General features: G+C 59.0%; 26 protein-coding genes. 10 read left to right on the top strand and 16 right to left on the bottom strand.

Features of this window, described 5'->3' with window-relative positions; genetic code table 11:
* Positions 1-12: 12 nt before the first annotated feature.
* From rplP to rpsL, 14 genes are all read right to left on the bottom strand, one after another.
* On the bottom strand, positions 13-432 hold the full coding sequence (gene rplP, locus H4V96_RS00980; RefSeq protein WP_010394411.1) for a 50S ribosomal protein L16: 420 nt from the start codon (positions 430-432) through the stop codon (positions 13-15).
* Between the two features lie 2 nt (positions 433-434).
* Entirely contained in the window at positions 435-1,259 is an 825-nt protein-coding gene (rpsC, locus tag H4V96_RS00975; protein WP_010394410.1) for a 30S ribosomal protein S3, read from the bottom strand.
* 9 nt (positions 1,260-1,268) lie between these two features.
* Positions 1,269-1,601: a 50S ribosomal protein L22 gene (rplV, locus tag H4V96_RS00970; protein WP_170840583.1), complete on the bottom strand. Its 333-nt coding sequence runs from the start codon at positions 1,599-1,601 to the stop codon at positions 1,269-1,271.
* Positions 1,598-1,873, bottom strand: a complete 276-nt coding sequence (rpsS, locus tag H4V96_RS00965) for a 30S ribosomal protein S19 (protein ID WP_008444295.1) — start codon at positions 1,871-1,873, stop codon at positions 1,598-1,600. The genes rplV and rpsS overlap by 4 nt, the downstream gene beginning before the upstream one ends.
* A gap of 10 nt (positions 1,874-1,883) precedes the next feature.
* Positions 1,884-2,711 carry a 50S ribosomal protein L2 gene (rplB, locus tag H4V96_RS00960; RefSeq protein ID WP_010394400.1) on the bottom strand — a complete coding sequence of 276 codons (828 nt, stop codon included), beginning with the start codon at positions 2,709-2,711 and terminating at the stop codon, positions 1,884-1,886.
* The gene (gene rplW / locus H4V96_RS00955) at positions 2,711-3,028 is read right to left on the bottom strand and encodes a 50S ribosomal protein L23 (RefSeq protein WP_010394398.1); all 318 of its coding nucleotides are present in this window, start codon (positions 3,026-3,028) and stop codon (positions 2,711-2,713) included. Before rplW ends, rplB begins: the two co-directional genes overlap by 1 nt.
* Complete coding sequence (gene rplD / locus H4V96_RS00950; RefSeq protein ID WP_010394395.1) at positions 3,025-3,645, bottom strand: 50S ribosomal protein L4; 621 nt, start codon at positions 3,643-3,645, stop codon at positions 3,025-3,027. Before rplD ends, rplW begins: the two co-directional genes overlap by 4 nt.
* A 3-nt stretch (positions 3,646-3,648) precedes the next feature.
* Positions 3,649-4,305, bottom strand: a complete 657-nt coding sequence (gene rplC / locus H4V96_RS00945) for a 50S ribosomal protein L3 (protein ID WP_010394393.1) — start codon at positions 4,303-4,305, stop codon at positions 3,649-3,651.
* A gap of 445 nt (positions 4,306-4,750) precedes the next feature.
* The gene (locus H4V96_RS00940) at positions 4,751-5,119 is read right to left on the bottom strand and encodes a DUF817 family protein (RefSeq protein ID WP_196856302.1); all 369 of its coding nucleotides are present in this window, start codon (positions 5,117-5,119) and stop codon (positions 4,751-4,753) included.
* A 214-nt stretch (positions 5,120-5,333) separates the two neighbouring features.
* Positions 5,334-5,651, bottom strand: a complete 318-nt coding sequence (gene rpsJ, locus H4V96_RS00935) for a 30S ribosomal protein S10 (RefSeq protein WP_010394389.1) — start codon at positions 5,649-5,651, stop codon at positions 5,334-5,336.
* 179 nt (positions 5,652-5,830) lie between these two features.
* Positions 5,831-7,021 (bottom strand): elongation factor Tu, encoded by a 1,191-nt coding sequence (tuf, locus tag H4V96_RS00930; protein ID WP_070345915.1) that lies wholly within the window; start codon positions 7,019-7,021, stop codon positions 5,831-5,833.
* Between the two features lie 72 nt (positions 7,022-7,093).
* Positions 7,094-9,199 (bottom strand): elongation factor G, encoded by a 2,106-nt coding sequence (gene fusA / locus H4V96_RS00925; protein WP_010394380.1) that lies wholly within the window; start codon positions 9,197-9,199, stop codon positions 7,094-7,096.
* 108 nt (positions 9,200-9,307) lie between these two features.
* Positions 9,308-9,778, bottom strand: coding sequence for a 30S ribosomal protein S7 (gene rpsG / locus H4V96_RS00920; RefSeq protein ID WP_010394377.1), 471 nt, complete (start codon positions 9,776-9,778; stop codon positions 9,308-9,310).
* 152 nt (positions 9,779-9,930) lie between these two features.
* On the bottom strand, positions 9,931-10,314 hold the full coding sequence (rpsL, locus tag H4V96_RS00915) for a 30S ribosomal protein S12 (protein ID WP_010394376.1): 384 nt from the start codon (positions 10,312-10,314) through the stop codon (positions 9,931-9,933).
* Positions 10,315-10,738: 424 nt separating this feature from the next.
* On the opposite strand from rpsL, the gene H4V96_RS00910 reads away from it, so the two are divergent.
* Positions 10,739-12,664 (top strand): phosphoethanolamine transferase, encoded by a 1,926-nt coding sequence (locus H4V96_RS00910; protein ID WP_196856883.1) that lies wholly within the window; start codon positions 10,739-10,741, stop codon positions 12,662-12,664.
* A gap of 10 nt (positions 12,665-12,674) precedes the next feature.
* Here H4V96_RS00910 and H4V96_RS00905 read toward each other — a convergent pair whose 3' ends face one another.
* On the bottom strand, positions 12,675-13,823 hold the full coding sequence (locus tag H4V96_RS00905) for a DNA mismatch repair protein MutS (RefSeq protein ID WP_280720648.1): 1,149 nt from the start codon (positions 13,821-13,823) through the stop codon (positions 12,675-12,677).
* Positions 13,824-14,149: 326 nt separating this feature from the next.
* Between H4V96_RS00905 and H4V96_RS00900 the strand changes: the two genes are divergently transcribed.
* The 9 genes from H4V96_RS00900 to H4V96_RS00860 all read left to right on the top strand — a co-directional run bounded on the left by H4V96_RS00900 (position 14,150) and on the right by H4V96_RS00860 (position 24,120).
* The gene (locus H4V96_RS00900) at positions 14,150-15,415 is read left to right on the top strand and encodes an efflux RND transporter periplasmic adaptor subunit (protein WP_196856884.1); all 1,266 of its coding nucleotides are present in this window, start codon (positions 14,150-14,152) and stop codon (positions 15,413-15,415) included.
* 37 nt (positions 15,416-15,452) lie between these two features.
* Positions 15,453-16,169 carry an ABC transporter ATP-binding protein gene (locus H4V96_RS00895; protein ID WP_010394366.1) on the top strand — a complete coding sequence of 239 codons (717 nt, stop codon included), beginning with the start codon at positions 15,453-15,455 and terminating at the stop codon, positions 16,167-16,169.
* A gap of 9 nt (positions 16,170-16,178) precedes the next feature.
* Entirely contained in the window at positions 16,179-17,504 is a 1,326-nt protein-coding gene (locus tag H4V96_RS00890) for an ABC transporter permease (protein WP_010394364.1), read from the top strand.
* A 40-nt stretch (positions 17,505-17,544) separates the two neighbouring features.
* Positions 17,545-18,783, top strand: a complete 1,239-nt coding sequence (locus H4V96_RS00885) for an FtsX-like permease family protein (RefSeq protein WP_196856885.1) — start codon at positions 17,545-17,547, stop codon at positions 18,781-18,783.
* A gap of 28 nt (positions 18,784-18,811) precedes the next feature.
* Positions 18,812-20,164 (top strand): sigma-54 dependent transcriptional regulator, encoded by a 1,353-nt coding sequence (locus tag H4V96_RS00880; protein WP_196856886.1) that lies wholly within the window; start codon positions 18,812-18,814, stop codon positions 20,162-20,164.
* Between the two features lie 14 nt (positions 20,165-20,178).
* Positions 20,179-21,495, top strand: coding sequence for an ATP-binding protein (locus H4V96_RS00875; protein WP_050855857.1), 1,317 nt, complete (start codon positions 20,179-20,181; stop codon positions 21,493-21,495).
* Between the two features lie 237 nt (positions 21,496-21,732).
* A complete protein-coding gene (locus H4V96_RS00870) occupies positions 21,733-22,257 on the top strand; it encodes an FxDxF family PEP-CTERM protein (protein WP_070345921.1) in 525 nt (174 codons plus the stop codon).
* Positions 22,258-22,315: 58 nt separating this feature from the next.
* Positions 22,316-23,095, top strand: coding sequence for a spermidine synthase (locus H4V96_RS00865; RefSeq protein ID WP_010394353.1), 780 nt, complete (start codon positions 22,316-22,318; stop codon positions 23,093-23,095).
* A gap of 197 nt (positions 23,096-23,292) precedes the next feature.
* Positions 23,293-24,120, top strand: coding sequence for a class I SAM-dependent methyltransferase (locus tag H4V96_RS00860; RefSeq protein WP_196856896.1), 828 nt, complete (start codon positions 23,293-23,295; stop codon positions 24,118-24,120).
* A 105-nt stretch (positions 24,121-24,225) separates the two neighbouring features.
* On the opposite strand, the gene H4V96_RS00855 is transcribed toward H4V96_RS00860, so the two are convergent.
* Complete coding sequence (locus tag H4V96_RS00855) at positions 24,226-25,869, bottom strand: serine hydrolase (protein ID WP_196856887.1); 1,644 nt, start codon at positions 25,867-25,869, stop codon at positions 24,226-24,228.
* Positions 25,870-25,888: the final 19 nt, after the last annotated feature.

Raw genomic sequence — 25,888 nt, 5'->3', positions numbered from 1 at the left:
ATACAACTCCAATTATTGGCCGACTTGGCGGATGACAAACGTCGTCGCCAGTGGCAGTTTAGAGGCGGCAAGACGGAATGCTTCCCGTGCCAGCGCTTCATCAACGCCATCCATTTCGTACAGTACTTTACCTGGCTGAATTTCAGCGACGTAGTACTCAGGATTACCTTTACCGTTACCCATACGAACTTCAGCCGGTTTGTTCGAAATCGGTTTGTCTGGGAAAATACGGATCCAGATACGGCCACCGCGCTTGATGTGACGCGTCATTGCACGACGCGCCGCTTCAATTTGACGCGCAGTGATACGACCGCGCGCAACTGCCTTCAGACCGAATTCGCCAAACGACACGGCGGTGCCGCGGCTATGCGAAATACCGGTGTTACGGCCTTTCTGCTCTTTACGATACTTTCTGCGTGCTGGTTGCAGCATGATTATTCTCCTGCTTTCTCAGCTGGTGCTGCTGCGGCGGCCGGTTTAGCGGCGGTACGCACACGTGCACCTGGTGCTGTGGATGGTTTCGCACCGGCACCTGCTGGACGTGGACGGCCAGCTGGCTTGCCATCGTCACGGCGTGGGCCGCGGCTTTTCTTCTCGTCAGCTGGGGTATCGATGACTGGTGCATCGCCGTTAGGCGCGCGGTCACCTTTGTATACCCACACCTTGACACCGATGATGCCGTAGGTGGTCAGCGCTTCGCTGGTACCGTAGTCGATATCGGCGCGCAGGGTATGCAGAGGCACGCGGCCTTCGCGGTACCACTCTTTACGCGCGATTTCGATACCGTTCAGACGGCCGGACGACATGATCTTGATACCGAGAGCACCGAGGCGCATTGCATTTTGCATTGCACGCTTCATGGCGCGGCGGAACATGATCCGTTTTTCCAGCTGCTGAGCGATCGAATCGGCGATCAGTTGCGAGTCGATTTCTGGCTTGCGAATTTCTTCGATGTTCACGTGAACAGGTACGCCCATGATCTTGGTCAGCGCCGACTTCAGTACTTCGATGTCTTCGCCTTTTTTACCAATGACCACGCCTGGACGCGAGCTATAGATCGTGAAGCGCGCGTTCTTGGCTGGGCGCTCGATAACGATGCGGCCAACGGAAGCGTTCTTCAGTTTCTTTTTCAGGTAAGCACGTGCTTTCAAGTCTTCGTTCAGCATGGCAGCGAAATTACCGTTGCCTGCATACCAGCGCGAAGCCCAGTTACGGGTGACCGCCAGACGGAAACCGGTTGGATGAATTTTCTGACCCATCGTGGCTCCTTAGTTACCGACAGTCACGTAAACGTGACAGGATTGTTTCGAAATACGGTCGCCACGGCCTTTTGCACGCGCGGTGAAGCGCTTCAGGACCGGGCCCTTTTCGACGTAGATCGTTTTCACGAACAGTTCGTCGATGTCCGCACCATCATTGTGCTCGGCATTCGCAATAGCGGATTCCAGAACGCGCTTGATGATCGCAGCACCTTTTTTCGGGCTGAATTGCAAGATGTTGAGTGCAGCGTCAACTTTCTTGCCACGGATCAGGTCAGCAACCAGGCGGCCCTTTTGGTCCGACAGGCGCACACCTTTGAGGATAGCTTTAGTTTCCATTATTTCTTAGCCTTTTTGTCAGCTGCATGGCCCTTGAACGTACGGGTCAGTGCGAATTCGCCGAGCTTGTGACCAACCATGTTTTCGGAAACATAAACCGGCACGTGCAGCTTGCCGTTATGCACCGCGATCGTCAGGCCGATGAAGTCAGGCATGATTGTCGAACGACGCGACCAGGTTTTGATTGGCTTTTTGTCTTTGGCTGCTTGCGCGGCTTCAACTTTTTTCACCAGGTGGGCGTCACAGAACGGCCCTTTTTTCAATGAACGTGTCATGTGCTACCCCTTATTTCTTGCCGCGGCGCGAGACGATCATGGAAGTCGTACGCTTGTTGCTGCGTGTTTTCTTACCCTTGGTCTGTTGGCCCCATGGCGAAACTGGATGACGACCAGCTGCTGTTTTACCTTCACCACCACCGTGCGGGTGATCGACCGGGTTCATGACCACACCGCGAACGGTAGGACGAACACCGCGCCAGCGCATCGCGCCAGCTTTACCGATTTTACGCAGGCTGTGCTCGGCATTGCCGACTTCACCAACCGTTGCACGGCACTCGATGTGCACGCGACGTACTTCACCCGAGCGCAGACGCACTTGAGCATAGGTACCTTCACGTGCCATCAGCACAACACCAGCACCAGCGGTACGTGCCATTTGGGCACCTTTACCTGGCAGCATCTCGACGCAATGCATCACGGTGCCGACTGGGATGTTACGGATTGGCAAGCAGTTACCCGATTTGATCGGTGCTTCCGAACCGTTCATCACGCTGTCGCCAACGGCCATGCCTTTGGTTGCGATGATGTAGTGACGTTCGCCGTCGGCGTAGCACAACAGAGCGATATTCGCGGTGCGGTTTGGATCGTATTCGATACGTTCCACTTTCGCTGGAATACCATCTTTGGTGCGCTTGAAGTCGATCAAGCGATAGTGTTGCTTATGACCACCACCGATATGACGGGTGGTGATGTGACCGTTGTTGTTACGACCAGCGGTCTTGGATTTCTTTTCAACCAGGGCAGCGAACGGACGACCTTTGTACAGGTCTGGGTTCACCACCTTTACCATGCCGCGACGGCCTGGCGAGGTTGGTTTCATCTTAACGAGTGCCATTATGCAGCCTCCTCGGAGAAGTTGATTTCCTGGCCAGGCTTCAGGCACACGAAAGCACGCTTGGTATGGTTACGACGACCGTTGAACTTGCCGGTGCGCTTTTGCTTACCTTCGCGGTTTGCAGTTTGCACGGACAGAACTTCAACCTTGAACAGCAGTTCGACCGCTGCCTTGATTTCAGGCTTGGTTGCATCCGGCAGTACGCGGAATACAATTTGCTCGTTCTTTTCCGCGACCATGGTGGCCTTTTCGGAAATGACCGGCGCCAACAGCACCTTCATCAAGCGTTCTTCGCTATGTTTCAAAATCGCGCTCATGCCAGCATCTCCTCAATCTTAGCCAATGCAGCTTTGGTGACCAAGATCTTCTTGTAGAACACCAGGGACATCGGGTCTGCGTGACGTGGCTCAACGACGAGTACGTTAGGCAGGTTGCGCGATGCCAGTTCCAGGTTTTCGTTCAGAACGTCGGTGATGATCAGAACCGAATCAAAGCCCAGGCCGTTCAATTTTTGCGACAACAGCTTGGTTTTTGGCGCGTCGATCGTCAGATCGTCGATGACGATCAGGCGCTCTTCGCGAGCCAGCTGCGACAGGATCGAGCAGATACCTGCGCGATACATTTTTTTGTTCACTTTGTGGGTGAAGTTTTCGTCAGGCGAGTTCGGGAAAATCCGACCACCGCCGCGCCACAGTGGCGACGACGACATACCAGCACGAGCGCGGCCGGTACCTTTTTGGCGCCATGGCTTTTTCGTCGTGTGGTGAACTTCTTCACGGTCTTTTTGCTTGCGGTTACCGCTACGTGCATTCGCTTGATAAGCGATGACGACTTGGTGGATCAGCGCTTCGTTGTAGTCACGGCCGAAAATTGTATCGGCTGCAGCAACGTTCGAGGCGACTTGACCTTGCGCATTCAGAAGCTTGAGTTCCATCGTTTAAGCTCCCTTCTTGGCTTTGGTTTTGATGGCTGGCGAGACAACTACCTGGCCATTTTTCGCACCTGGAATCGCGCCTTTGACCAGCAACAGCTGACGGTCGGCATCGATACGGGCGATCACGAGGTTCTGGATCGTACGGTTAACGTCACCCAGATGACCGGTCATGCGCTTACCAGGGAAAACGCGACCTGGATCTTGTGCCATACCGATGGAACCTGGAACGTTGTGCGAACGCGAGTTACCGTGCGTTGCACGGCCAGAAGCGAAGTGGTAACGTTTGATAACGCCTGCATAGCCTTTACCAATGGTAACGCCTTGCACGTCGATCTTTTGACCGACTTCGAACAGGGAAGCAGCGACAACATCGCCAGCTTTCAGTTCAGCGGCTTTAGCAGCGTCGACACGGAACTCTTTCAACAGAGTACCGGCTTCAACACCAGCTTTAGCGTGATGACCAGCAACAGCTTTGGTCACGCGGGAAGCGCGACGTTGACCGAATGCGACCTGAACAGCGGAATAGCCATCTGTTTCAGGGGTTTTGATTTGCGCAACACGGTTGTTCGATACGTCCAACACGGTGACCGGGATCGAATCCCCTTCATCCGTGAAAATGCGCATCATACCAACCTTGCGACCGAGAAGGCCTAGGCTCATTTTTTCTCCATTCCCACCTGCGATTGGGCGGGGCTTGTTTAACTACAAAGTAACGTAGGACTCAAAAAAGACGAATCCATACCGAAGCCGATCAGTATATAGCACAAAAACCCTTGACGCAACAAGTTAACACGGGGTATGTCAAAGTGTTGCGCGACGCCGCTGCAGGAGTTGTAGGCGCACCTGAAAAACACTGTCGCAAGGCGGCTTAATCGGTGCAAAGTACGATTGCATGCGCCCTCCGCGCTGCACATACGAGCGAGCTCGCATCGCCCCGGATGACGCACTGCAAGACTTAAGCATCACCGGCAAACACTTACGCAACATTCAGAACCAGCGCAAACAGGATGGCCGCGGCTTTACAGACCAAGGCAGACCCAAGGCTGGGCAATGTGAACGCTGGCCTTGCCATGTTTGAGGTGGGCCACGACAGTGAACGTCATCATCACCAGTGTAGGCGAAGTCGAGATAGCTCCACGACTGGAGGAGTCCCCGATAGCTTGAATGCCCCCTGTACGATGCCGGCCGCATGCAACAGATAGATGGCCTTGCACTCATCCCACGTTTCGAGCCCGCGCCAAAGCATCACACCCCGGACCGCCAGCACTGCCAATGGCAGCACGTCATAGCGCGGCAGAGCTAACAGAGCAGTGCGCAACAGCAGGAACACGGCAGACAAAAGCAGTCCCGCGAACAGGCGTGAGCGGGCCTCGTTGATACCAAAATGCAGGAATACGGTCAGCGAGCGCAGCCAGCCGTGCAAACGGCTACGCTGGGCGGCATTTGACAGGTGAGCATCGGGGGCATTGAGCATGCAGCGACTCTATCGAGCGAGCGCAATACTCAAAGCAATTTTGCTTGCGTCAGGCCGTGCAGCCAGTGTCGGCCAGGTGCCAATAGCAATGGGGCCGGGCGCACTCACGATCGTGAGCAGGCCCGGCCCCATCATCAGGCAGCGGGACACCCCGCCGGCCTGGAACAACTAGCAACACCTGATGCTACGGTGCTGTCAGCTGCCCTAGAAATTATTATTGCAGTTTGATTTCGACATCAACACCAGCTGGCAGGTCCAGCTTCATCAGCGCGTCAACGGTTTTGTCCGTTGGGTCAACGATGTCCATCAGGCGTTGGTGCGTACGGATCTCGAACTGATCGCGCGAAGTTTTGTTGACGTGCGGGGAACGCAGCACATCGAAACGCTGAATACGGGTAGGCAGTGGTACTGGGCCTTTGACGACAGCGCCGGTGCGCTTCGCGGTTTCAACGATTTCCAGAGCGGACTGGTCGATCAGCTTGTAATCGAAAGCCTTCAGGCGGATACGGATTTTTTGGTTTGGTGCCGACATGATATTTCCTTAAAAGAACGAACCGCGCAGTCTGCACGGCAATGAGGTCATACGGGAATTTCTGACGCAACAACCGTCAGGGTCGACATGATAGCACCAAAATGCTTGCCAACCCCGGCAGTTGAATAAAAAGAAGGGCGCCGGGCGACGACGCGTCTTCTTTTATGCAGACTTAAGAATTAAGCCAGGATTTTTGCAACCACGCCGGCGCCGACGGTACGACCGCCTTCACGGATAGCGAAGCGCAGGCCTTCTTCCATGGCGATCGGGTTGATCAGCTTGACGGTGATCGACACGTTATCGCCTGGCATGACCATTTCTTTGTCTGCTGGCAACTCGATCGAACCAGTCACGTCCGTCGTGCGGAAGTAGAACTGTGGACGATAGTTGTTGAAGAATGGCGTATGACGGCCGCCTTCATCTTTCGACAGAACATAGATCTCGCCGGTGAAGTGCGCGTGTGGCTTGATCGAGCCTGGCTTTGCCAGAACTTGACCACGTTGCACGTCTTCACGCTTGGTGCCGCGCAGCAGCAGACCAACGTTGTCGCCTGCTTGACCTTGGTCCAGCAGTTTGCGGAACATTTCCACGCCGGTGCAAGTCGTTTTGACGGTATCGATAATACCGACGATTTCGATCTCTTCGCCGACTTTGACAATGCCGCGCTCGATACGACCGGTCACAACAGTACCGCGACCCGAGATCGAGAACACGTCTTCTACTGGCATCAGGAATGCACCGTCAACAGCGCGCTCTGGCGTTGGGATGTACGAATCGAGGGCATCGGCCAGACGCAACACTGCATCCACGCCCATTTCGCCTTCTTTGCCTTCCAGCGCCATACGTGCCGAACCTTTGATGATAGGCACGTCGTCGCCAGGGAACTCATACTTCGACAACAGCTCGCGCACTTCCATTTCAACCAGTTCCAGCAGCTCTGCGTCGTCGACCAGGTCGCACTTGTTCAGGAACACGATGATGTATGGAACACCAACTTGACGCGCCAGCAGGATGTGCTCGCGGGTCTGTGGCATTGGGCCGTCAGCTGCCGAGCATACCAGGATCGCGCCGTCCATCTGCGCAGCACCGGTAATCATGTTTTTGATGTAATCGGCGTGGCCTGGGCAGTCAACGTGCGCGTAGTGACGCGATGCCGTTTCGTACTCGACGTGGGCGGTGTTAATCGTAATACCGCGCGCTTTTTCTTCTGGTGCTGCATCGATCTGGTCGTATGCTTTAGCTTCGCCGCCGAATTTCTTCGACAGAACCGTTGCGATTGCAGCGGTCAGCGTGGTTTTACCGTGGTCGACGTGGCCGATGGTGCCGACGTTGACGTGCGGCTTGGTCCGTTCGAATTTACCTTTTGCCATTTTATTCTTCCTTAGAACAATGATTTAAATGTAGGGACCGGCATTCTCGTGAAAGCCGGCCCGGAACTTCTATTACTTAGCTTTCGAGCTTACGATTGCTTCAGTCACATGCTTAGGTGCTTCAGCATAGTGCTTGAATTCCATCGTGTAAGTCGCACGACCTTGGGTCGACGAACGCAACGATGTGGCGTAACCGAACATTTCCGACAGAGGCACTTCGGCCTTGATGATCTTGCCGCCACCGCCAGCAATTTCATCCATGCCTTGTACCATACCGCGACGCGACGACAGATCGCCCATCACGGTACCGGCGTAGTCTTCCGGCGTTTCCACTTCCACGGCCATCATCGGCTCCAGGATGACTGGCGATGCTTTGCGGCAGCCATCTTTGAATGCCATCGAAGCGGCCATGCGGAATGCATTTTCGTTCGAGTCAACATCATGGTACGAACCGAAGAACAGCGTGACTTTAACGTCAACGACTGGGTAGCCAGCCATCACGCCCGAAGTCAGCGTGTCGCGCACACCTTTTTCAACTGCAGGGATGTATTCGCGCGGCACGGTACCGCCCTTGATCGCGTCAACGAATTCGAAGCCCTTGCCCGGTTCTTGCGGTTCGATCTTCAGAACCACGTGACCGTATTGACCACGACCACCCGATTGCTTGACGAATTTGCCTTCCGACTCTTCGCACACTTTACGGATCGTTTCGCGGTAAGCCACTTGTGGCTTGCCGACGGTCGCTTCAACGTTGAATTCGCGCTTCATGCGGTCAACGATGATATCCAGATGCAACTCGCCCATACCGGCGATGATGGTCTGGCCCGATTCTTCATCGGTACGCACGCGGAACGATGGATCTTCTGCTGCCAGGCGGTTCAGTGCCAGGCCCATTTTTTCCTGGTCAGCCTTGGTTTTTGGCTCGACTGCCTGCGAAATCACCGGCTCAGGGAAGACCATGCGCTCCAGAACGACGCTCGCTTTTTCGTCGCAAAGCGTATCGCCTGTGGTGGTGTCTTTCAGACCCACGACGGCAGCGATGTCGCCAGCGCGCATTTCTTTGATTTCTTCGCGCTCATTGGCTTGCATCTGCACGATACGGCCAATACGCTCTCTCTTTTGCTTGACGGAGTTCAGGACCGAATCGCCCGAATTCAACGTGCCCGAATAGCAGCGGATAAAGCACAGCTGACCGACGAACGGGTCGGTTGCGATCTTGAACGCCAATGCGGAGAATTTCTCATTGTCGTCAGCGGCACGCTCGACTGGCTGCTCGTCCTCGTCCAGACCTGGGACAGGTGGAATGTCGATTGGCGATGGCAGGTACTCGATGACCGCATCCAACATTGCCTGCACGCCCTTGTTTTTAAACGCGGTGCCGCACAGCATTGGAACGATTTCGCTGGCGATGGTACGCTGGCGCAGAGCAGCCTTGATCTCGTCTTCCGACAGGTCGCCTTCTTCCAGGTACTTGTTCATCAGGTCTTCGGACGCTTCAGCAGCAGCCTCAACCATGTTTTCGCGCCACTTGGCAGCATCAGCCGCCAGGTTTGCTGGAATGTCGCCGTATTCGAACTTCATGCCTTGCGAAGCGTCGTCCCAGATGACTGCTTTCATCTTGACCAGATCGATAACACCGGTGAAGACGTCTTCAGCGCCGATAGGAATCTGGATAGGCACTGGGTTGGCCTTCAGGCGCGAACGCATCTGATCGTAGACCTTGAAGAAGTTGGCGCCGGTACGGTCCATCTTGTTCACGAAGGCCAGACGTGGCACTTTGTACTTGTTAGCCTGACGCCATACCGTTTCCGATTGTGGCTGCACGCCGCCGACTGCACAGTAAACCATGCAAGCGCCATCCAACACGCGCATCGAACGTTCTACTTCAATGGTGAAGTCAACGTGGCCTGGGGTGTCAATGATGTTGATGTGGTGCGCTGGGAAGTTGTTTGCCATGCCTTTCCAGAAGCACGTAACAGCAGCCGAGGTAATCGTGATACCGCGCTCTTGCTCTTGAGCCATCCAGTCAGTAGTAGCAGCGCCATCATGCACTTCGCCCAGCTTGTGGTTGACGCCTGTGTAGAACAGGACGCGCTCGGTGGTGGTCGTCTTACCTGCATCGATGTGAGCGGAGATACCGATATTACGATAGCGCTCAATGGGGGTCTTGCGGGCCATAATTAATCCTAAATGAATGGACAAAACCGAGCAGCATTTTTTTGCAAAAATGAGCCCGGCCTCGAACAACAGATGCTTGACAGCCGCCTTGCGGTAGCTGGCTTTATATTAGAAGCGGAAATGCGAGAACGCTTTGTTCGCTTCAGCCATACGATGGACTTCGTCGCGTTTTTTCATCGCGCCGCCGCGGCTTTCAGCCGCTTCCATCAGCTCACCGCCAAGGCGTTGTGGCATCGATTTTTCGCTGCGCTTGTTAGCAGCTTCACGCAACCAACGCATGGACAAAGCCATACGACGGACTGGGCGAACTTCGACCGGCACCTGGTAGTTTGCACCACCGACGCGACGGGATTTCACCTCAACCAACGGCTTAGCGTTGTTGATTGCGGTAGCGAAAACTTCGAGCGGATCTTTGCCCGATTTTGCTGCGATGTGCTCGAAAGCACCGTAGATGATGTTTTCTGCAACCGATTTTTTACCGGACAGCATCAGTACGTTTACAAATTTAGCGACATCAGTGTTGCCGAATTTTGGATCTGGCAAAATTTCGCGCTTGGGTACTTCACGACGACGTGGCATATCAATTCCTTTCAATCTTCAGTTGAGCGCGCGTTCTTCGCACACTCGCGGACGACCATCATAGCCTTCCACTTACTCGACCAGATGCGGTCGACTACATTCACTTAGCTAGTTGCCACTGAGCGAAACTTGGGTTTGCTGCGTACAACTTATTACTTCTTGCCTGCTTTAGCGCGCTTGGTACCGTACTTCGAACGCGATTGCTTACGGTCTTTGACGCCTTGGGTATCCAGAGCACCGCGAACCATGTGGTAACGCACACCCGGCAAATCCTTGACGCGACCGCCGCGCAACAGCACAACACTATGCTCTTGCAGGTTATGGCCTTCACCGCCAATGTACGAAATAACTTCGAAACCATTGGTCAGGCGAACTTTAGCGACTTTACGCAGAGCCGAGTTAGGCTTCTTTGGAGTCGTGGTGTAAACACGTGTGCATACGCCACGTTTTTGCGGGCTGTTTTCCAGCGCCGGCGATTTGCTCTTCACGGTCAAAGCGACGCGTGGATTGCGAATCAATTGATTGATGGTTGGCATCGTTATAAATCCAACAAAAAACTACGATTAATAACCCGGGCAAGATGCCCGGCGACTAAAACCTCGCCCGCTTTTATCTACTGCGCACCGGAGGCGCCCGCAGCCACTCGGTAAGGAGCGGCCATGAAATGCCAGACAATACGTAAACGATGAGCAGAATAAAATCGAGAACTCGCTAGTTTAGACCTTGTGCCACAGGGGGTCAATCAGTTTACCGCTTTTTGCTATAAAAAAAGGCAAAAAAGCGGCAATTTTGTGGCATATTGAATAATATTTAGCTGCGCAGCGCGGAGACGAACACCTGCCGACGCTAGATCATTTGACATTCTTTCTCTGAAACCAAGCATCACAGGCGCGCATTCTTATGCGACCGCAAGACAACAAAAGGATTGATAATGGCGGACATTTTTCGCTGCCTGCCTTTATGCACTCCTTGCTTCGCCCTCACTATCTGTTCTTGCTCCTGACATATGCCTTGTTGACGGCCGTGCCCTTCCTGCCCGCGCTGCTGGGGCGTGCGCCCGAACATCCGTGGCACATGCTCACCTTCGAGCTGCTGGCCTGGCTGGCCGTCTGGAGCGTCTGCAAGCGCCCCGCGTACTTCCACTGGCTGCTGCTGCCCGCCTTCCTGGCCCTGCCGACGGAAATCTACCTGTTCATCTTCTATGGCCAGGGCATTTCCACGCACCACCTGGGCATCATCTTCGAAACCAGCCCCAAGGAAGCGCTGGAATTCCTCGGGCAAAAAGTATGGCTAATGGGTGCCGTCATGCTGGGCGTAATCGCCTGGTACTTACTTGGCTGGTATGCGGCCACGCGCACGCGCGGGCTGGACTGGCGCGGCAAGACGCGCCCGGCCACCTTCTTGCTACTACTGCTGCTGGGCGGCTTCTGGTGCTATGGCTATGAATTCGGTTTCGACGCCAAGGTTGTGCATCGCGCGCCCGCATCGGCCAAGGCCAGCCAACCGGCGGCCAGCGGCAAGCCGGGCGCCTCAGGCTTCGGCGACGCCAGCTCGGCCGACGACGAGACAGCCGAAGAAGAGGAAGAAAGCACCAAGCCCGAGCACGCCAGCATTGCCGGCGCCGATGAAACGGGCCTGGGCTGGCCCAGCCTGCCCCACTGGGCGCGCCTGCCTTACAGCTTCGATACCGTGAGCAATTCCTGGCCCTTCGGCTTGGCCGCACGCGGCTTCGATTTCTATAAGGAACGTCGCTACCTGGCCGAGCTGGGACAGAAAAGCAGCAGCTTCCGTTTCGGCGCGCACCAGCAACAGCCCGATCCCCATCCGGAAGTGGTCGTCATGGTGATTGGTGAATCGTCGCGCTACGACCGCTGGAGCTTGAACGGCTACGAGCGCGACACCAATCCCCTGCTGAAACAGGAAAGCAATCTGCTGCCGCTGGCCGACGTCATCACGGCCGTTTCCGCCACGCGCCTGTCCGTGCCCGTCATCATTTCGCGCAAGCCGGCCACACAAAGCCTCAAGGATGGGTTCTCGGAAAAATCCTTCCTCACCGCCTACAAGGAAGCGGGCTTCAAGACTTACTGGCTATCGAACCAAAGCTCGTTCGGCCAGTTCGATACGCCCGTCTCCGTGTTTGCCAAGGAAGCGGAGGTGGTGCAATTCCTTAACCTGGGCGGCTTTACCAACAATTCCAACTTCGACCAGATCCTGTTAGATCCGTTCAAGAATGCGCTGGCCGACCCGGCACCGAAAAAGCTCATCGTGCTGCACTCCCTGGGCAGCCATTGGAATTACAGCCAGCGCTATCCGAAGTCCTTCGACAAGTGGCAACCGTCGCTGTTCGGCGTCGACAAACCCGTCTACACGAACACGGCCATCAAGCCTCAGCTGAACAACAGCTACGACAGCTCCATCCTGTACACGGACTGGTTTCTATCGCAGGTGATCGGCATGCTGAAGGACGGTGGCCAGCGCACCGCCCTGCGCAGCTCACTCGTCTACGTGGCAGACCATGGCCAGACCCTGTATGACGGCAGCTGCCGCCTGGCCTTCCACGGCCATAACACGCAGTTCGAGTTCCACGTGCCCGCCTTCGTCTGGTATTCCCCACAATTCCAGCGCCACTATCCGGACAAGGTAACGCAGCTACGGCGCCATCAAAAAGCGCGCCTGTCGACGGAAAACATGTTCCACACCCTGCTCGACCTGGGCGACATCCGCTTTGCCGGCGAACAGCCCGAATGGAGCATCGCCAGCCCACGTTTCAAGCAGCACAAACGCTACGTCGACAGCTACGGCTGGACCAACTACGACAACGCCATCATGCGTGGCGATTGCCGCGAAGTGATCGACAAGAGCACGCCGGAGAAGCAGGACAAATAAAGGGCAGCCATCAGGCCCGTTCCAGCACGCCGGCGCAATCGGCCGGTTGCGCCATGTGCGTGCTGAGCCAGTCGAAGACGCGCCCGGCCTTGTCCGCGATGCCAGCGTCAAAACCGCGCTGCACCAGCAGGGCGATGCCATTCGTGGCCTGCAGCACGCCGGGCGCCAGCAGCAGCGCCCCCGCGGCGTCGCGGCGCACGCACCACGGCGCCAGGCAGTCTTCCAGCAGTGGTCCCAGCACCAGGTTGTGCGACGAGACGATCACCAGGTGGTGCGCGGCCAGCGTATGCAATACGGCGGCCGCGGCCGCTACCGATTCGAGGTGGTTCGTGCCGCGAAAGATTTCATCGATCAAAAATAGCGCCGGCGCGCCCTGCTCGGCCAGCGCCAGCAATTCGCGTGCACGCCGTAATTCGGCGATATAGAGACTTTCTCCACCATCGAGCGAGTCTTCATTCTGCATGCTCGAATACACGGCCAGGCGCGACACATCAGCGCTGTCTGCATAACAAAAGCCAAAGGCCCGCGCGCAAACAACGTTCAAGCCTATGCAACGCAGCAAGGTGCTCTTGCCGATACCGTTCTGGCCGGAGATGAAGCCCCCCCCCCCGCCCTTGCCTTGCACGCCGAACGACAACGGCGCGGCATGCTCCAGCAGGGGATGCCGCATGCCCTGCAAGGCCAGCGCGCGTGGCGCCCCGGTACCCGCCCAGCAGTACACGGGCGCAGCGCGTAGCTGCCGCGCCAGTGCCAGATCCGCCTCCAACTGGGCCACTTGAATGAAGCTGTCACGCAGAAATGGCAGCCGCTGCGCCACTAGCTGGCGCGTGCGGAAGTAGCGCTTGACGTTTTTCAGCAGGAGCCAGTCGCCATACTCGACCAACAGCGTATCGACAAAGGGCACGTAATACAGGAGCGAACGCTCGATGGCGCGGGTCAACTTGGCCACCTGTGCGCTGCCGGGAGCCAATGACAAGGCTGCCCCAACAGGTAGCTGCGCCAGCGCGGTTCGAGTTTTCAGCAGGTGGCGCAAGGTATCGAGCGTGCGTTCCCATAGCTTGGCGCTTTCGTAAAAACGCACCTGCACCGTCATCAGCGCAACACAGGCGGCCAACACGCCAAACAGCGCTGGCCAGTGGCAGTAACCATAGCCAGGCACTCCACCAAGGTTCCGCTGCCAGCGGCGCACCGAACAGGGTTTCGCTGACCTCCGTATCAGCCTGACGCAAGGGCAGGCAGGCCCGCTGCAGGCTGGCCGTCTGGACCGGATCGTCCAGCAATTGTCGGACGCGGCGATGGAGGCAGAATAGGCCTGACCACCGTGATGATTATTAATTAATCAAGTACAAGCTGCGCGTGCGGACATACTGGACAGCGCGGACACGACGGACAGCCGGACACCTGAATTTTTCCCCAGTAAAATCAGTTACTTAAGCACTGGCACGGATCGTGCATTACAAAAGCTATTCTCCAAGAGACCCGACCATGATCCGCGATACATCAGCGCAAGACGCCGTACTCTCCGCACCGCCGGGCCAGCGCCACAAGCGACGCGCCCTGCTGCTGGCCGCTGCCATCATCGTCATCGGCGCCGCCATCGCTGTCGTGACCGGCTGGCGCAACAGCGAGCATTCCGTCAACAGCAGCCGCCTGCGCATCGCCGACGTCACGCGCGGCACCCTGATCCGCGACGCCGCCGTGAATGGCCGCGTGGTCGCCGCGATCAGCCCCACCCTGTATTCGACCACGGTGGCCACCGTGACCCTGAAGGCCAAGGCGGGCGACACCGTCAAGAAGGGTGACATCCTGGCGGTACTGGAGTCGCCTGACCTGTCCGACGCCCTCAAGCGCGAACAATCGAGCGTGCAGCAGCTGGAGGCGGAAGTGGCGCGCCAGCAGATCCTGGCCAAGAAGCAGAAACTGCTGGCGCAGCGTGACGCCGATACGGCCGAGATCGAGCGCCTGTCAGCGCAACGCACACTGGAGCGCTATGAAAGCGTGGCGCAGGTGGGCATCATCGCCAAGATCGATTACCAGAAGGCCAAGGATGCCTTAAATTCAGCAGACATCCGCAGCAAACACGCTTCCCAGGCGGCCGGCCTGGAAAGCGAAGACGTGAGCCTGGCACTGAAGACCAAGGTCAATGAACTGGAACGCCAGCGCCTCGTCCGCGACAACGCCCAGCGCAGGGTCGATGAACTGACCGTGCGCGCTCCCGTCAACGGCTTTATCGGCACGCTGTCGGTGGCCAACCGCAGTGTGGTGCAAGCCAATACTGCCCTCATGACTCTGGTCGACCTGTCGCAGCTGGAAATAGAGCTCGAGGTGCCTGAAACCTATGTGGCCGACATGGGCCTGGGCATGCGCGCCGAGATCGAAACGGGCGCCATCAAGGCGACCGGAAAACTGTCGGCGCTGTCGCCCGAAGTGGTGAAGAACCAGGTACTGGCACGTGTGCGTTTCGATGGTGCGCAGCCGGCCGGCCTGCGCCAGAACCAGCGCGTGGCGGCGCGCCTCTTGATCGACGAAAAGCCGAATGTGCTGATGCTGGCGCGCGGCTCCTTCGTCGAAGCCGAGGCTGGTCGTTTCGCCTATGTGGTGCGCGACGGCGTGGCCATGCGCACCCCCATCAAGCTGGGCGCGACCAGCGTCACGGCAGTGGAAATTGTCGACGGTTTGAAGCTGGGCGACAAGGTCGTGGTCGCCGGTACGGAAAACTTCGCGAACGCCGCCCGCGTTTCCCTCAATTAGTCAGCTGCACCCACTTCATTCCATCAAGAGGTCCACCATGCTGCGCATGCAAAATCTGAACAAAGTCTATCGTACCCACATGATCGAAACCCACGCGCTGCGCGGCTTCGACATCCATGTGCAACAAGGCGAATTCGTCACCGTCACCGGGCCTTCGGGCTCGGGCAAGACGAGCTTTTTGAATATCGCCGGCCTGCTCGAGGAATTCACCGACGGCGAATATATACTCGACGGCGTCAACGTCAGGGGCATGGATGACAATGCCCGCTCGCGCCTGCGCAATGAAAAACTCGGCTTCATCTTCCAGGGCTTCAACCTGATTCCCGACTTGTCGCTGTTCGACAACGTCGACGTGCCGCTGCGCTACCGGGGCTTCAACCGCGCCGAGCGCAAGGAGCGCATCGAGGAAGCGCTGGCCAAGGTCGGCCTGGCGTCGCGCATGAAGCATTATCCGGCCGAATTGTCGGGCGGCCAGCAGCAGCGCGTGGCGATCGCGCGCGCTCTGGCCGGCTCGCCCAAGCTGCTGCTGGCCGATGAACCGACGGGCAACCTGGACACGCAAATGGCGCGCGGCGTGATGGAACTGCTGGAAGAAATCAATGCGCAAGGCACCACCATCCTGATGGTCACGCACGATCCGGAACTGGCGCTGCGCAGCCAGCGCAATGTACACATCATCGACGGCCAGGTGTCGGACCTGGTGCAACACGGCGCCACCCTGTCTGCCAGGGCGCAGCACACCGTGAGCGCCTGAGGAGAAAACATGTTTCGCTACTATTTCACGCTGGGCCTGCGCAGCCTGCGCCGTAACCGCGCGCTGACCGCATTGATGATACTGACCCTGGCCGTTGGCGTGGCCGCCAGCGTCTCCACGGTCACCATCTTGCACGCCATGTCCGGCGATCCGCTACCGCACAAGAGCGACCGCATGTTCGTGCCGCTGATCGACATACTGCCCGTCAAAGGCTATGTCCCCGGCGAAGAGCCGGGTTTTTCGCAAGCCCAGATGAGCTATGTCGATGCACGTAATTTCATGGCCAGCAAAATGGGCGTGCGCCGCACCGTCATGTACGGCGTGGCCGGTCCGGTCGAGCCGGCACGCAAGGATATCGGGTCTTTCAACTCCCAGGGCATGGCGCCCACACGCGATTTTTTCAGCATGTTCGAAGCGCCCTTCCTGTACGGCCAGGCGTGGAGCGAAGCCGATGATGCCAACGGCGCCGATGTGATCGTCCTGAGCCGCGCATTGGCCGAAAAACTGGTCGGTACAAGCAACCCGGTCGGCCAGCGCGTCACGCTGCTGGGCCGTCCCTACATGGTGACAGGCGTGCTGGCGACCTGGAACGTGGTGCCACGCCCACACCGCATCATCGGCAGCAAGGGCGCCTTTGGCGCCGAAGACGAATTCTTCATCCCGTTTGCCAGCGCGATTCGGCACGAAACGGAGCACGACGGCGGCATGAGCTGCAATAGCGACCAGAGCGTCCCACCCGGCTTCCAGGGCCGGCTCGTTTCCGGCTGCACCTGGCTGCAGTTCTGGTTCGAAATGGCCAGCAGCGGCGAACGCGGCCAGTTGCAGCAATACCTGGACGCCTATGCGGGCGAGCAGCGCAAGCTGGGGCGCATGAAGCGCAATGCGCCGAACCGGCTGTACGACCTGAACGAATGGATGAACTATTTGCATGTGGTCGACAACGACAACAAGCTGGCAGCCTGGCTGGCCTTCGGCTTCCTGTTGCTCTGCCTGGTCAACACCATCGGCCTGCTGCTGGCGAAGTTTTCCGTGCGCGCCAGCGAGGTAGGCATCCGCCGGGCACTGGGCGCCACGCGGCGCGATATCTTCCGCCAGTTCCTGATCGAAAGCAGCGTGATCGGCCTCGCTGGCGGCGTGATCGGCCTGTTGCTGGCATTTGGCGCGCTGGCCGTGGTCAGTCAGCAGTCGGAAGAATTGGGCAGCGTGGCACACATGGATATAGCAATGCTATTGCTGACGTTTGCCATGTCGGTGCTGGCGGCCGTGCTCGCTGGCCTCCTGCCTACCTGGCGCGCCTGTCAGGTAACGCCGGCGATACAGCTCAAGTCGCAATGAAGCCGCCCCCCCCCCCCCTTTACCCAACATGAGGTCCAGCATGGAAATCCGTCCCATCGTGTCGGCGCTGATGCGCAGCAAAACCGGCGCCATCCTGGTGGCGCTGCAGATCGCTATCAGCCTGGCCATCCTGGCCAACGCCCTGCACATCGTCAACCTGCGCCAGGCGGTGGCTGCCCGGCCCACCGGCGTGGCCGCTGAAAACGACATTTTTTACGTCAATATTCAAAACATGGATCGCGGCGGACACCAGCGCCAGCTGTCGGAGCAGAAACGCCAGGCAGCCCTGCTGCGCGCCTTGCCGGGGGTGCTGTCGGTGGCGCAAACGTCGCAGGCAGTGCTGTCACGCTCCGGCAACTCGACCAGCGTGGCGGCCAAGCGCAATCAGGTCACGCCCAGTGCCAATATATCGACTTACTACACGCCCGATTCGCTGGTCAAGACCTATGGCTTGCAACTGCTGGAAGGACGCGACTTCCGGCCCGATGAAGTGTCCGAGATCGACGAAGATGTCGACGGTAGCGATCCCAAGGTGGCCATCGTGACGCGCGCGGCGGCACAAAAAATCTGGCCCGGCGAAACCAGCTTTATCGGCAAGACGCTATACAAGGGCACCGGCGCCGACGATCCCGAGCTGCGCGTGGTCGGCGTCGTCGAGCGGCTGCAAACGCAGGTCGGCCAGGTCAAGGCCGAAGGCGAATACTCGCTCCTGTTGCCGGCACGCCTGACGGGCGGGCGCGATTCCCTGCTGTATGTCGTGCGTGCCGAACCGGGCCAGCGCGATCGCCTGATCAAGGAAGCGCAACAGGCCATCCGCAGTGCCAGCAGCGACCGCCTGCTGGTGCGTACCGACACCCTGGAACAGCACCGTCAATTGCGCTACCGGGCCGACCGCGGCCTGTCCTGGATGCTGATCGCCGTATCGACTCTGCTGCTGCTGGTGACCGCCAGCGGCATCGTCGGCATTGCCAGCCTGTGGGTGACGCAGCGCAGGAAGCAGATCGGCGTGCGGCGCGCATTGGGTGCGCGCCGCAGCGATATCCTGCGCTACTTCTTGACGGAGAATTTCATGATCACCAGCGTCGGCGTGGCTTGCGGCGTGCTGCTGGCGCTAGGCTTAAATCAGCTGCTGGTGAGCCAGCTGGAAATGGCGCGCCTGCCACCGGGCTACCTGCTGGCCGGTGCGCTGGTGTTCTGGCTGCTGGGCGTGGGCGCAGTGTATGGACCGGCATGGCGCGCGGCCAGCATTTCGCCGGCCACTGCCACGCGCAGCACCTGAAGCGGCACCTCAGTGATATGCTGCGCGCATGCCTACCGTACTGATTATTGACGACAATGCCGCCGTGGCCATCGCCCTCGACGTGCTGTTCTCCCTGCATGAGATCGACGCCATGCGTGCCACCTCGCCCGAGGAAGGCCTGCATCTGCTCGAGCACCACGCCATCGACCTGGTGGTGCAAGATATGAACTTCACGGCCGACACCACCTCGGGCGAAGAAGGCAGCGCGCTGTTCCACGCCATCCGCGCGCGCTACCCTGACTTGCCCGTGATCTTGCTGACGGCATGGACCCAGCTCGACGCGGCCGTCGAGCTGATCAAGTCTGGCGCGGCCGACTACCTGGCCAAGCCATGGGATGACAGGCGCCTGATCGCCAGCGTGCAGAACCTGCTGGAACTGGGGCAAGCCAACCGCGCATTGCGCCAGCGCGTGGTAGCTGAGCAGCGCCAGCGCCACGCGCTGGAGCACGAATTCGACCTGCGCGGCATGGTATGGCAAGATCCGGCCACCGAACGCGTGGTGCACCTGGCCTGCCAGGTGGCGCGCGCCGACGTGCCCGTGCTCATTTCCGGGCCGAACGGCAGCGGCAAGGAACGCATCGCCGCCATCGTGCAAGCCAATTCACAGGTCGCCAACGGTCCCTTCGTCGTGCTCAATTGCGGTGCCGTGCCAGTCGATCTGATCGAGGCGGAACTGTTCGGCGCCGAGGCGGGCGCCTACACCGGCATCACGCGCGCACGCGATGGCAAGTTCGACGCGGCCGATGGCGGCACCTTGTTCCTCGACGAAATTGGCAACCTGCCGCTGGCCGGGCAAATGAAACTGCTGCGCGTGCTGGAAACGGGACGCTTCGAGCGCCTCGGCTCGAACCGCGAGCGGCAGGTGACAGTGCGCGTCATCAGCGCCAGCAATGCCGACTTGCCGGCGATGATCAAGGCTGGCACCTTTCGCGAAGACCTGTTTTACCGCCTGAACGTGATCGAACTGCGCCTGCCGCCGCTGGCCCAGCGGCCGCAAGATATTCTGGTCCTGGCGCGGCATTTCCTGGGCGGCGAAAAAAGCCTGGCCGCGCAGACGCAGGCCACCTTGCTGGCCCACGCCTGGCCGGGCAATGTGCGCGAACTGAAAAACGTGATGCAGCGCGCCAGCCTGCTGACGGCTGGTCCGATCATCCATGCGCAGGAAACGGGCTTGCCGCTGGCGGGAATGCCATCGCTGCGCGCGCCACAGGATGCGACCGCGACGGAACCGGACCGCGACAGCGTCAGCGCCGCTCTGGCGCGCGCACACGGCGTAGTGGCGCAGGCGGCGCAGGAACTGGGGCTGTCGCGCCAAGCGCTGTACCGGCGCATGGAACGCCTGGGCATCGCGCGCGGCTGATGGCATACGGCCCCATGCGCCTCTCCCTGCTCACGCGCTGGACCGCGCTGATCGTCACCTTGCTGGTGCTGGGCATCGTCATTGCCCTGCTGCTGACGCATTTTTTGCCAAGCCAGCCGCTGCTGGTGCTGGCCGGCACCCTGCTGTGCGTGCTGCCCATGGCCATCATGACCATCCGCGCGCAGCTGCAAGCGATGCTGTCGCTGTTTCGCGCCTTGAGCGGCACGGTCGCCAGCTACCAGGACGGTGACTTCGGCTTTAGCTTGCGCTGGCCGCAGAACGATGAACTGGCCGACCTGGTGGCGGCCCACAATGCGCTGGGCGACGTGCTGCGCAAGCAGCGCCTGGACCTGGTGCAGCGTGAACTGCTGCTCGACACCATGGTGCAAAACACTCCGGTAGCCATGCTGCTGGTGGCCGAGGGCAGCGCCATCGTCTACGCCAACCTGGCTGCGCGCCAGTTGCTGCACCACGGCCGCCGTCTCGAAGGACGCCACCTTGCAGACATTGTGCGCGAGGCGGCACCGGCCTTGGCCGAGGCGCTGGCGCGCCGCAACGATGGCCTGTTTACCAGCGGCGAAGGGGAACAGGAAGAGGTGTATCACTTGGCGCGGCGCAGCTTCAGCCTGAACGGGCGCAAACATGAACTGCTGCTGTTGCGCCAACTGACCCTGGAACTGCGGCGCCAGGAAGTGCAAACCTGGAAAAAAGTCATCCGCGTCATCAGCCATGAACTCAACAACTCGCTGGCGCCGCTGGCCTCGCTGGCCCATTCCGGCGCCGAGCTGGTGCGCCGCGGCCAGACCGAACGCCTTCCGCAAATCCTCGCCACCATCGAGGAGCGCACGCGCCACCTGGAAACCTTCATCCTCGGCTATGCGCGCTTTGCCAAGCTGCCCGCACCGCGCCCGGCGCCGTGTGAATGGCAACCGTTCCTCTGCAGCCTGGCATCGCAAGCAGTCTTCACGCTCGACGGCACGCCGCCCACGCAGTCAGCCGTGTTCGATGCGGCGCAAATGCAGCAGGCGCTGCTGAACCTGCTCAAGAATGCGCTGGAGTCCGGCTCCAAGCTCCAGCATATCGGTTTGCACGTCAGCCAGGCGCATGGACAGCTGCGCATCGAAGTGCGCGACCGGGGGCCGGGCATGAGCGGCGCCGTGCTGGAAAACGCCTTAGTGCCGTTTTATTCCACCAAGCGCAGCGGCACGGGCCTGGGCCTGGCCCTGGCGCGCGAAATCGCCGAAGCGCATGGCGGACGCATCACGCTGGCCAACCGTGAAGGCGGTGGCCTGGCGGTGATGCTCATTCTTCCTTTGCCGGAGGGAAATTAGTTCCTCGTCTAACGATTTTTAAATCACACATTCCGCCATTATTTTTCGGTGCAATATTGATAATTAGAAATATTAATATCGCCATTTATTAATACCGCGCCCGTGTGTTAGAAAAAAGCTATTTAGGTTTGCATAATGATATAAAAATATCTCATTGACAATGAATTGTCTTGACGATAATTTGTCTGAGCAGCACGGTTTTTTTGGAACATCAATCGTTTTCTCGCAAGGATAAATATGAAACTGAAATCACTCATCGCAGCATTGGTGCTGGGCGCTGCAACCATCGGCAATGCATCTGCTGCTGCGTACAACGTCACCCTGACCAACACCTCGGGCAACCTGTGGGTAGGCGGCTTCAACGCCACGCCCAATCCGCTCGGCGACTTTACCGATACCTTCACCTTCTCCCAGAATGCGACCTTCGGTTCGACCGCGCAAGCCTTCCTGGCCAACCTGTCGGTCACGGGCAGCGATGCTTCCTCGATCAACTTCAGCTGGGCCAACCTGAATAACATCTACCTCAATGGCTTTGGCGGCGCCACCGTCTTCGGCTATGCCCAGGGCCAGGTACTGGCGCCAACCAACCTGCTGTTCAACGCCCCGTTGGTCCTCACGGTCAAAGGCAACAGCAAGGGCGGCAGCTACAGCGGCAACTTCAACCTGACCCTTGCCCCGGTCCCAGAACCGGAAACGTACGGCATGCTGCTGGCCGGCCTCGGCGTACTGGGCTTCCTGGCGCGACGCCGCAAGCAATCTTGAGTTGCAATCACAAAAGACGCTGCGGCGTCTTTTGTCTGCCGGCTGCTAAACTGCTGCCATGACGACCGACTTTACCTCCACCAGCCATACCGCTTTCAGCCACCCGGGCCACCCGCCGGCCACCACCACCGAACACCGCGGCATCCGCTACCTGCACCTGGGTACCAAATGGGTGCAAGGCGCCATGCGCCTGGACAAACCCGACGCCATCGAACTCGAATACGTGCAAATGATGATGATGTGGATGCTATTCAAGACGCAGCCCAAACGCATCGTGCAACTTGGCCTTGGCAGCGCAGCACTGACCAAATTCAGTTACCGCCGCTTCCCCGACGCCACGGTCACGGCCATCGAACTCAATCCGAACGTGATCGCCATCTGCGGCGCCCAATTTGCGCTACCGCCGAATGACAAGCGCCTCGACGTGCGCGAAATGAATGCGCTCGATTTCGTACTCGATCCGGCCAACCACGGCACGGTCGATGCACTGCAAGTGGACCTGTACGACGAAGACGCGCGCGGCCCCGTTCTCGACACGCCCGAGTTCTACCAGGCTTGCTTCGACTGCCTGGCAGCCGATGGCATCATGTGCACGAATGTCTTCGGCGACTTCCCCAACTACGACAAGAATTTGCAGGCCATGGAACTGGTCTTCGACGCCGTCGTCTGGGTACCGGAAATGGAAGATGAAAACATCGTCGTGCTGGCCTTCAAACAATCGCCGTCACTCGATTTCAGCGACTTGTACGAACGCGCCGCCAGCATCAAGAAGCAGTTCAATCTGCCCGCCAAGAACTGGGTCAACGGCTTGAAGCAATGGATGCAAGATCAGCAGTAAAGCAGTGGCGCAGGATCAGGCCGGCGGCAGCACGCCAAGAGCGGCCAGCGCCGATGCGCTCACCAACAGCGAATTACCTGCGTATGCCGCCTGGGGTACGGAATCCGCTTGACCGGCCAGCGTGCTTGCCCGATGATCGGCGTTGACGGCGTTCACCGCCAATTTACCCACCGATCCAATCACACATGGAGCATATGATGATGAAGCGAGTATCCCTGGCTGCGGCCCTGACGGTCATGCTGGCCTGTGGCGGCAGTAGTGCGGCACTGGCAGCTGAGGCGGGCGACGCGGCCCTGACGGCGGCTATCGCCGGCAGTGCGCGCACGCCGGCCAACGCGCTACGCGACAGTGCCCGCCACCCGTATGAAACACTGACGTTTTTCGGTATCAAACCGAACATGACGGTAGTGGAGCTGTCGCCCGGCGGCGGCTGGTACACGGAAATCCTGGCACCCTATCTGCGCGACAACGGCAAGCTGATCGCCGCTGGCAACGACCCGCAGTCAAGCAGCGAAGGTGCACGCCGTGGCGCGGCGCGCTTCCAGCAAAAACTCGACGCCAATCCAGCCGCTTTCGGCAAGGTGGAACTGGGCGCCTTCGCGCCGCCCACCACCTACCGCATTGCGCCCAAAGGCACGGCCGACATGGTGCTCACCTTCCGCAATATCCACAACTGGATACCCATCGGCCAGGACGGCATGCAAACGCTGTTCAAGGAAGTGTATGACAGCCTGAAACCGGGTGGCGTATTCGGTGTTGTTGAACACCGCCTGCCAGCGAACAAGGTACAGGATGCCACCGCCAGCAGCGGCTATATGCACGAAGCGTACGTGATCAAGCTGGCCGAAAGCGCAGGCTTCAAGTTGGCAGCGAAGTCCGACATCAACGCCAATCCCAAGGACACCGCCGACCACCGTAACGGCGTCTGGGCCCTGCCGCCCTCCTACGCCAACAAGGATGTGGAGCGCGCCAAATACACGGCCATCGGCGAGAGCGACCGCATGACCCTGAAGTTCGTCAAGTAAGTCGGCTTAGCGCGGCGACGCCGCGCGTAATCCGACAACATCGTTGGCGCCGGTGATGGCGTCGGGTTACGGGTTACGCGCGGCGCGCTAACCCGACCTACCGGTTTATTTCTTTGTGTCCTTCGGTTTCACCGGCACCAGGCTCAGGTCCTGGAAGTCGTAGCTGAAATCCGTCTCGGCCGACACCGGTGCCATTTTCACCCTGTCGATGCTGCCATCGGGATTGAGCGAGAACGTCACATAGGCGTCGGCGTTGAAGTTGCGCTCCTTCCAGCGCACGATGAAGGTATCGTGCTGCCAGTGTTCCAGCTCGCCCGTCAAGTCCGGCGTGCGCGTAAAGCTGAGGATATGTTTTTTCCCCTCCGGCTTGATCACAACCTTGCCATACCAGGCATCTTCATACTCGCCGTCATACGCTGCCAGCGGCAGCGATGGCTGCGATTTGGCCGCGCGCGCGCTCGATGCCTTGCCCTGCTTCTTGACTTCTTCGGCATGCTGGTCCTGCTCCACCTTGGCCACCAGCGCCAGCCAGTCCGACGGTGCCGCCTGCAGATAATGGTCGAGGATGCGCCATTGCAGCGCCGTCATCGAACCGCCATTTTCCGCATTGGTGAGGATAGCTACGCCCAGTTTCGCTTCCGGCACCATCACTACGCGCGAATAAAAACCCTGCAACGCGCCACCATGCATGGCCACTTTCATGCCCTTGTAGTCGCGCAGCTGAAAGCCCAGGCCATACGCGCTGAAGTTCGGCTTGGTCGCGGCCAGCGTTGGCTTCGGTTCGCCAATCTTGATCGGCGTTTGCGCCGCCCACATTTCGCGGCCCTGCTTTTCGCTGAACAGGCGCGCTGGCTTGCCATCCTTGTCCGTCACGCCGGCGATCTTGCCTTCGTCGAGCAATACCATCATCCACTTGGCGATATCTTCCGCATTCGTGTTAATGCCGACGGCGCCCACGGCGTTCGGCACAGGCATCGATTTGACGGCCGTGATCTTGCCATCGATCTTGCTGTGCGCACTGGCGACATCAGGGTTAGCAACGTTCTCGGCCAGGCTGGTGGTGGTGCCCTTCATGCCCAGCGGTGCCAGGATGCGTTCATGCATGGCCGCGCCCCAGCTTTTCCCGGCCTTGTCGGCGATGATCTTGCCAGCCACGATGTACAGCAGGTTATCGTAAGCATAGCTGTTGCGAAAACTCGTGGCCGGGCGGATGTAGCGCAGCTTCTCGATGATCTCGTCGGTGGAAAACGTGGTGGTAGGCCACCACAGCAAGTCGCCCGCGCCCAGGCCCAAGCCACTGCGGTGCGTCAGCAAATCGCGGATGGTCATGGCGCCCGTCACGTAGGCATCGTACATCTGAAAGCCGGGCAAGTGCTTGGTGACGGGGTCGTCCCAGGCCAGCTTGCCTTCGTCAACCAGCATGGCCAGCGCAGCGGCCGTGAAGCCTTTCGAGTTGGACGCTACTTCGAACAAGGTCTGCGCATCGACGGCAGCCGGTTCGCCCAGCTTGCGTACGCCAAAGCCCTTGGCGGTGATGACCTTGCCATCCTTGACGATGGCGATCGCCATGCCGGGCACGTCGAATACTTTCAGGGCGGTGGCAACATCACGCTCAAGATCGAAGGCAGGAGCGGGCGCGGGGACCACAGCAGCGGCAACGGCGGGAGCGGCGTCAAACGCAAGCGCCGGCACGGTGATGCTGGAAAACGCCAGCACGATGGCGGCGGTGAGACGGTTCATGGTATGCATGGTCAGGATGTCCTAAGAA

The organism is Janthinobacterium sp. CG_23.4 (assembly GCF_029892305.1).
Lineage (GTDB): Bacteria > Pseudomonadota > Gammaproteobacteria > Burkholderiales > Burkholderiaceae_D > Janthinobacterium > Janthinobacterium lividum_D.
The sequence above is the reverse complement of the archived record's forward strand: the minus strand, read 5'-3'. Positions and strand labels throughout refer to the sequence as shown.

Excerpts from the sequence above, each read along its gene's own strand:
- rplP (WP_010394411.1), bottom strand. The coding sequence starts at position 432 with ATGCTGCAACCAGCACGCAGAAAGTATCGTAAAGAGCAGAAAGGCCGT.
- rpsC (WP_010394410.1), bottom strand. The coding sequence starts at position 1,259 with ATGGGTCAGAAAATTCATCCAACCGGTTTCCGTCTGGCGGTCACCCGT.
- rpsS (WP_008444295.1), bottom strand. The coding sequence starts at position 1,873 with ATGACACGTTCATTGAAAAAAGGGCCGTTCTGTGACGCCCACCTGGTG.
- rplB (WP_010394400.1), bottom strand. The coding sequence starts at position 2,711 with ATGGCACTCGTTAAGATGAAACCAACCTCGCCAGGCCGTCGCGGCATG.
- rplW (WP_010394398.1), bottom strand. The coding sequence starts at position 3,028 with ATGAGCGCGATTTTGAAACATAGCGAAGAACGCTTGATGAAGGTGCTG.
- rplD (WP_010394395.1), bottom strand. The coding sequence starts at position 3,645 with ATGGAACTCAAGCTTCTGAATGCGCAAGGTCAAGTCGCCTCGAACGTT.
- rplC (WP_010394393.1), bottom strand. The coding sequence starts at position 4,305 with ATGAGCCTAGGCCTTCTCGGTCGCAAGGTTGGTATGATGCGCATTTTC.
- H4V96_RS00940 (WP_196856302.1), bottom strand. The coding sequence starts at position 5,119 with ATGCTCAATGCCCCCGATGCTCACCTGTCAAATGCCGCCCAGCGTAGC.
- rpsJ (WP_010394389.1), bottom strand. The coding sequence starts at position 5,651 with ATGTCGGCACCAAACCAAAAAATCCGTATCCGCCTGAAGGCTTTCGAT.
- tuf (WP_070345915.1), bottom strand. The coding sequence starts at position 7,021 with ATGGCAAAAGGTAAATTCGAACGGACCAAGCCGCACGTCAACGTCGGC.
- fusA (WP_010394380.1), bottom strand. The coding sequence starts at position 9,199 with ATGGCCCGCAAGACCCCCATTGAGCGCTATCGTAATATCGGTATCTCC.
- rpsG (WP_010394377.1), bottom strand. The coding sequence starts at position 9,778 with ATGCCACGTCGTCGTGAAGTACCCAAGCGCGAAATTTTGCCAGATCCA.
- rpsL (WP_010394376.1), bottom strand. The coding sequence starts at position 10,314 with ATGCCAACCATCAATCAATTGATTCGCAATCCACGCGTCGCTTTGACC.
- H4V96_RS00910 (WP_196856883.1), top strand. The coding sequence starts at position 10,739 with ATGCACTCCTTGCTTCGCCCTCACTATCTGTTCTTGCTCCTGACATAT.
- H4V96_RS00900 (WP_196856884.1), top strand. The coding sequence starts at position 14,150 with ATGATCCGCGATACATCAGCGCAAGACGCCGTACTCTCCGCACCGCCG.
- H4V96_RS00895 (WP_010394366.1), top strand. The coding sequence starts at position 15,453 with ATGCTGCGCATGCAAAATCTGAACAAAGTCTATCGTACCCACATGATC.
- H4V96_RS00890 (WP_010394364.1), top strand. The coding sequence starts at position 16,179 with ATGTTTCGCTACTATTTCACGCTGGGCCTGCGCAGCCTGCGCCGTAAC.
- H4V96_RS00885 (WP_196856885.1), top strand. The coding sequence starts at position 17,545 with ATGGAAATCCGTCCCATCGTGTCGGCGCTGATGCGCAGCAAAACCGGC.
- H4V96_RS00880 (WP_196856886.1), top strand. The coding sequence starts at position 18,812 with ATGCCTACCGTACTGATTATTGACGACAATGCCGCCGTGGCCATCGCC.
- H4V96_RS00875 (WP_050855857.1), top strand. The coding sequence starts at position 20,179 with ATGCGCCTCTCCCTGCTCACGCGCTGGACCGCGCTGATCGTCACCTTG.
- H4V96_RS00870 (WP_070345921.1), top strand. The coding sequence starts at position 21,733 with ATGAAACTGAAATCACTCATCGCAGCATTGGTGCTGGGCGCTGCAACC.
- H4V96_RS00865 (WP_010394353.1), top strand. The coding sequence starts at position 22,316 with ATGACGACCGACTTTACCTCCACCAGCCATACCGCTTTCAGCCACCCG.
- H4V96_RS00860 (WP_196856896.1), top strand. The coding sequence starts at position 23,293 with ATGATGAAGCGAGTATCCCTGGCTGCGGCCCTGACGGTCATGCTGGCC.
- H4V96_RS00855 (WP_196856887.1), bottom strand. The coding sequence starts at position 25,869 with ATGCATACCATGAACCGTCTCACCGCCGCCATCGTGCTGGCGTTTTCC.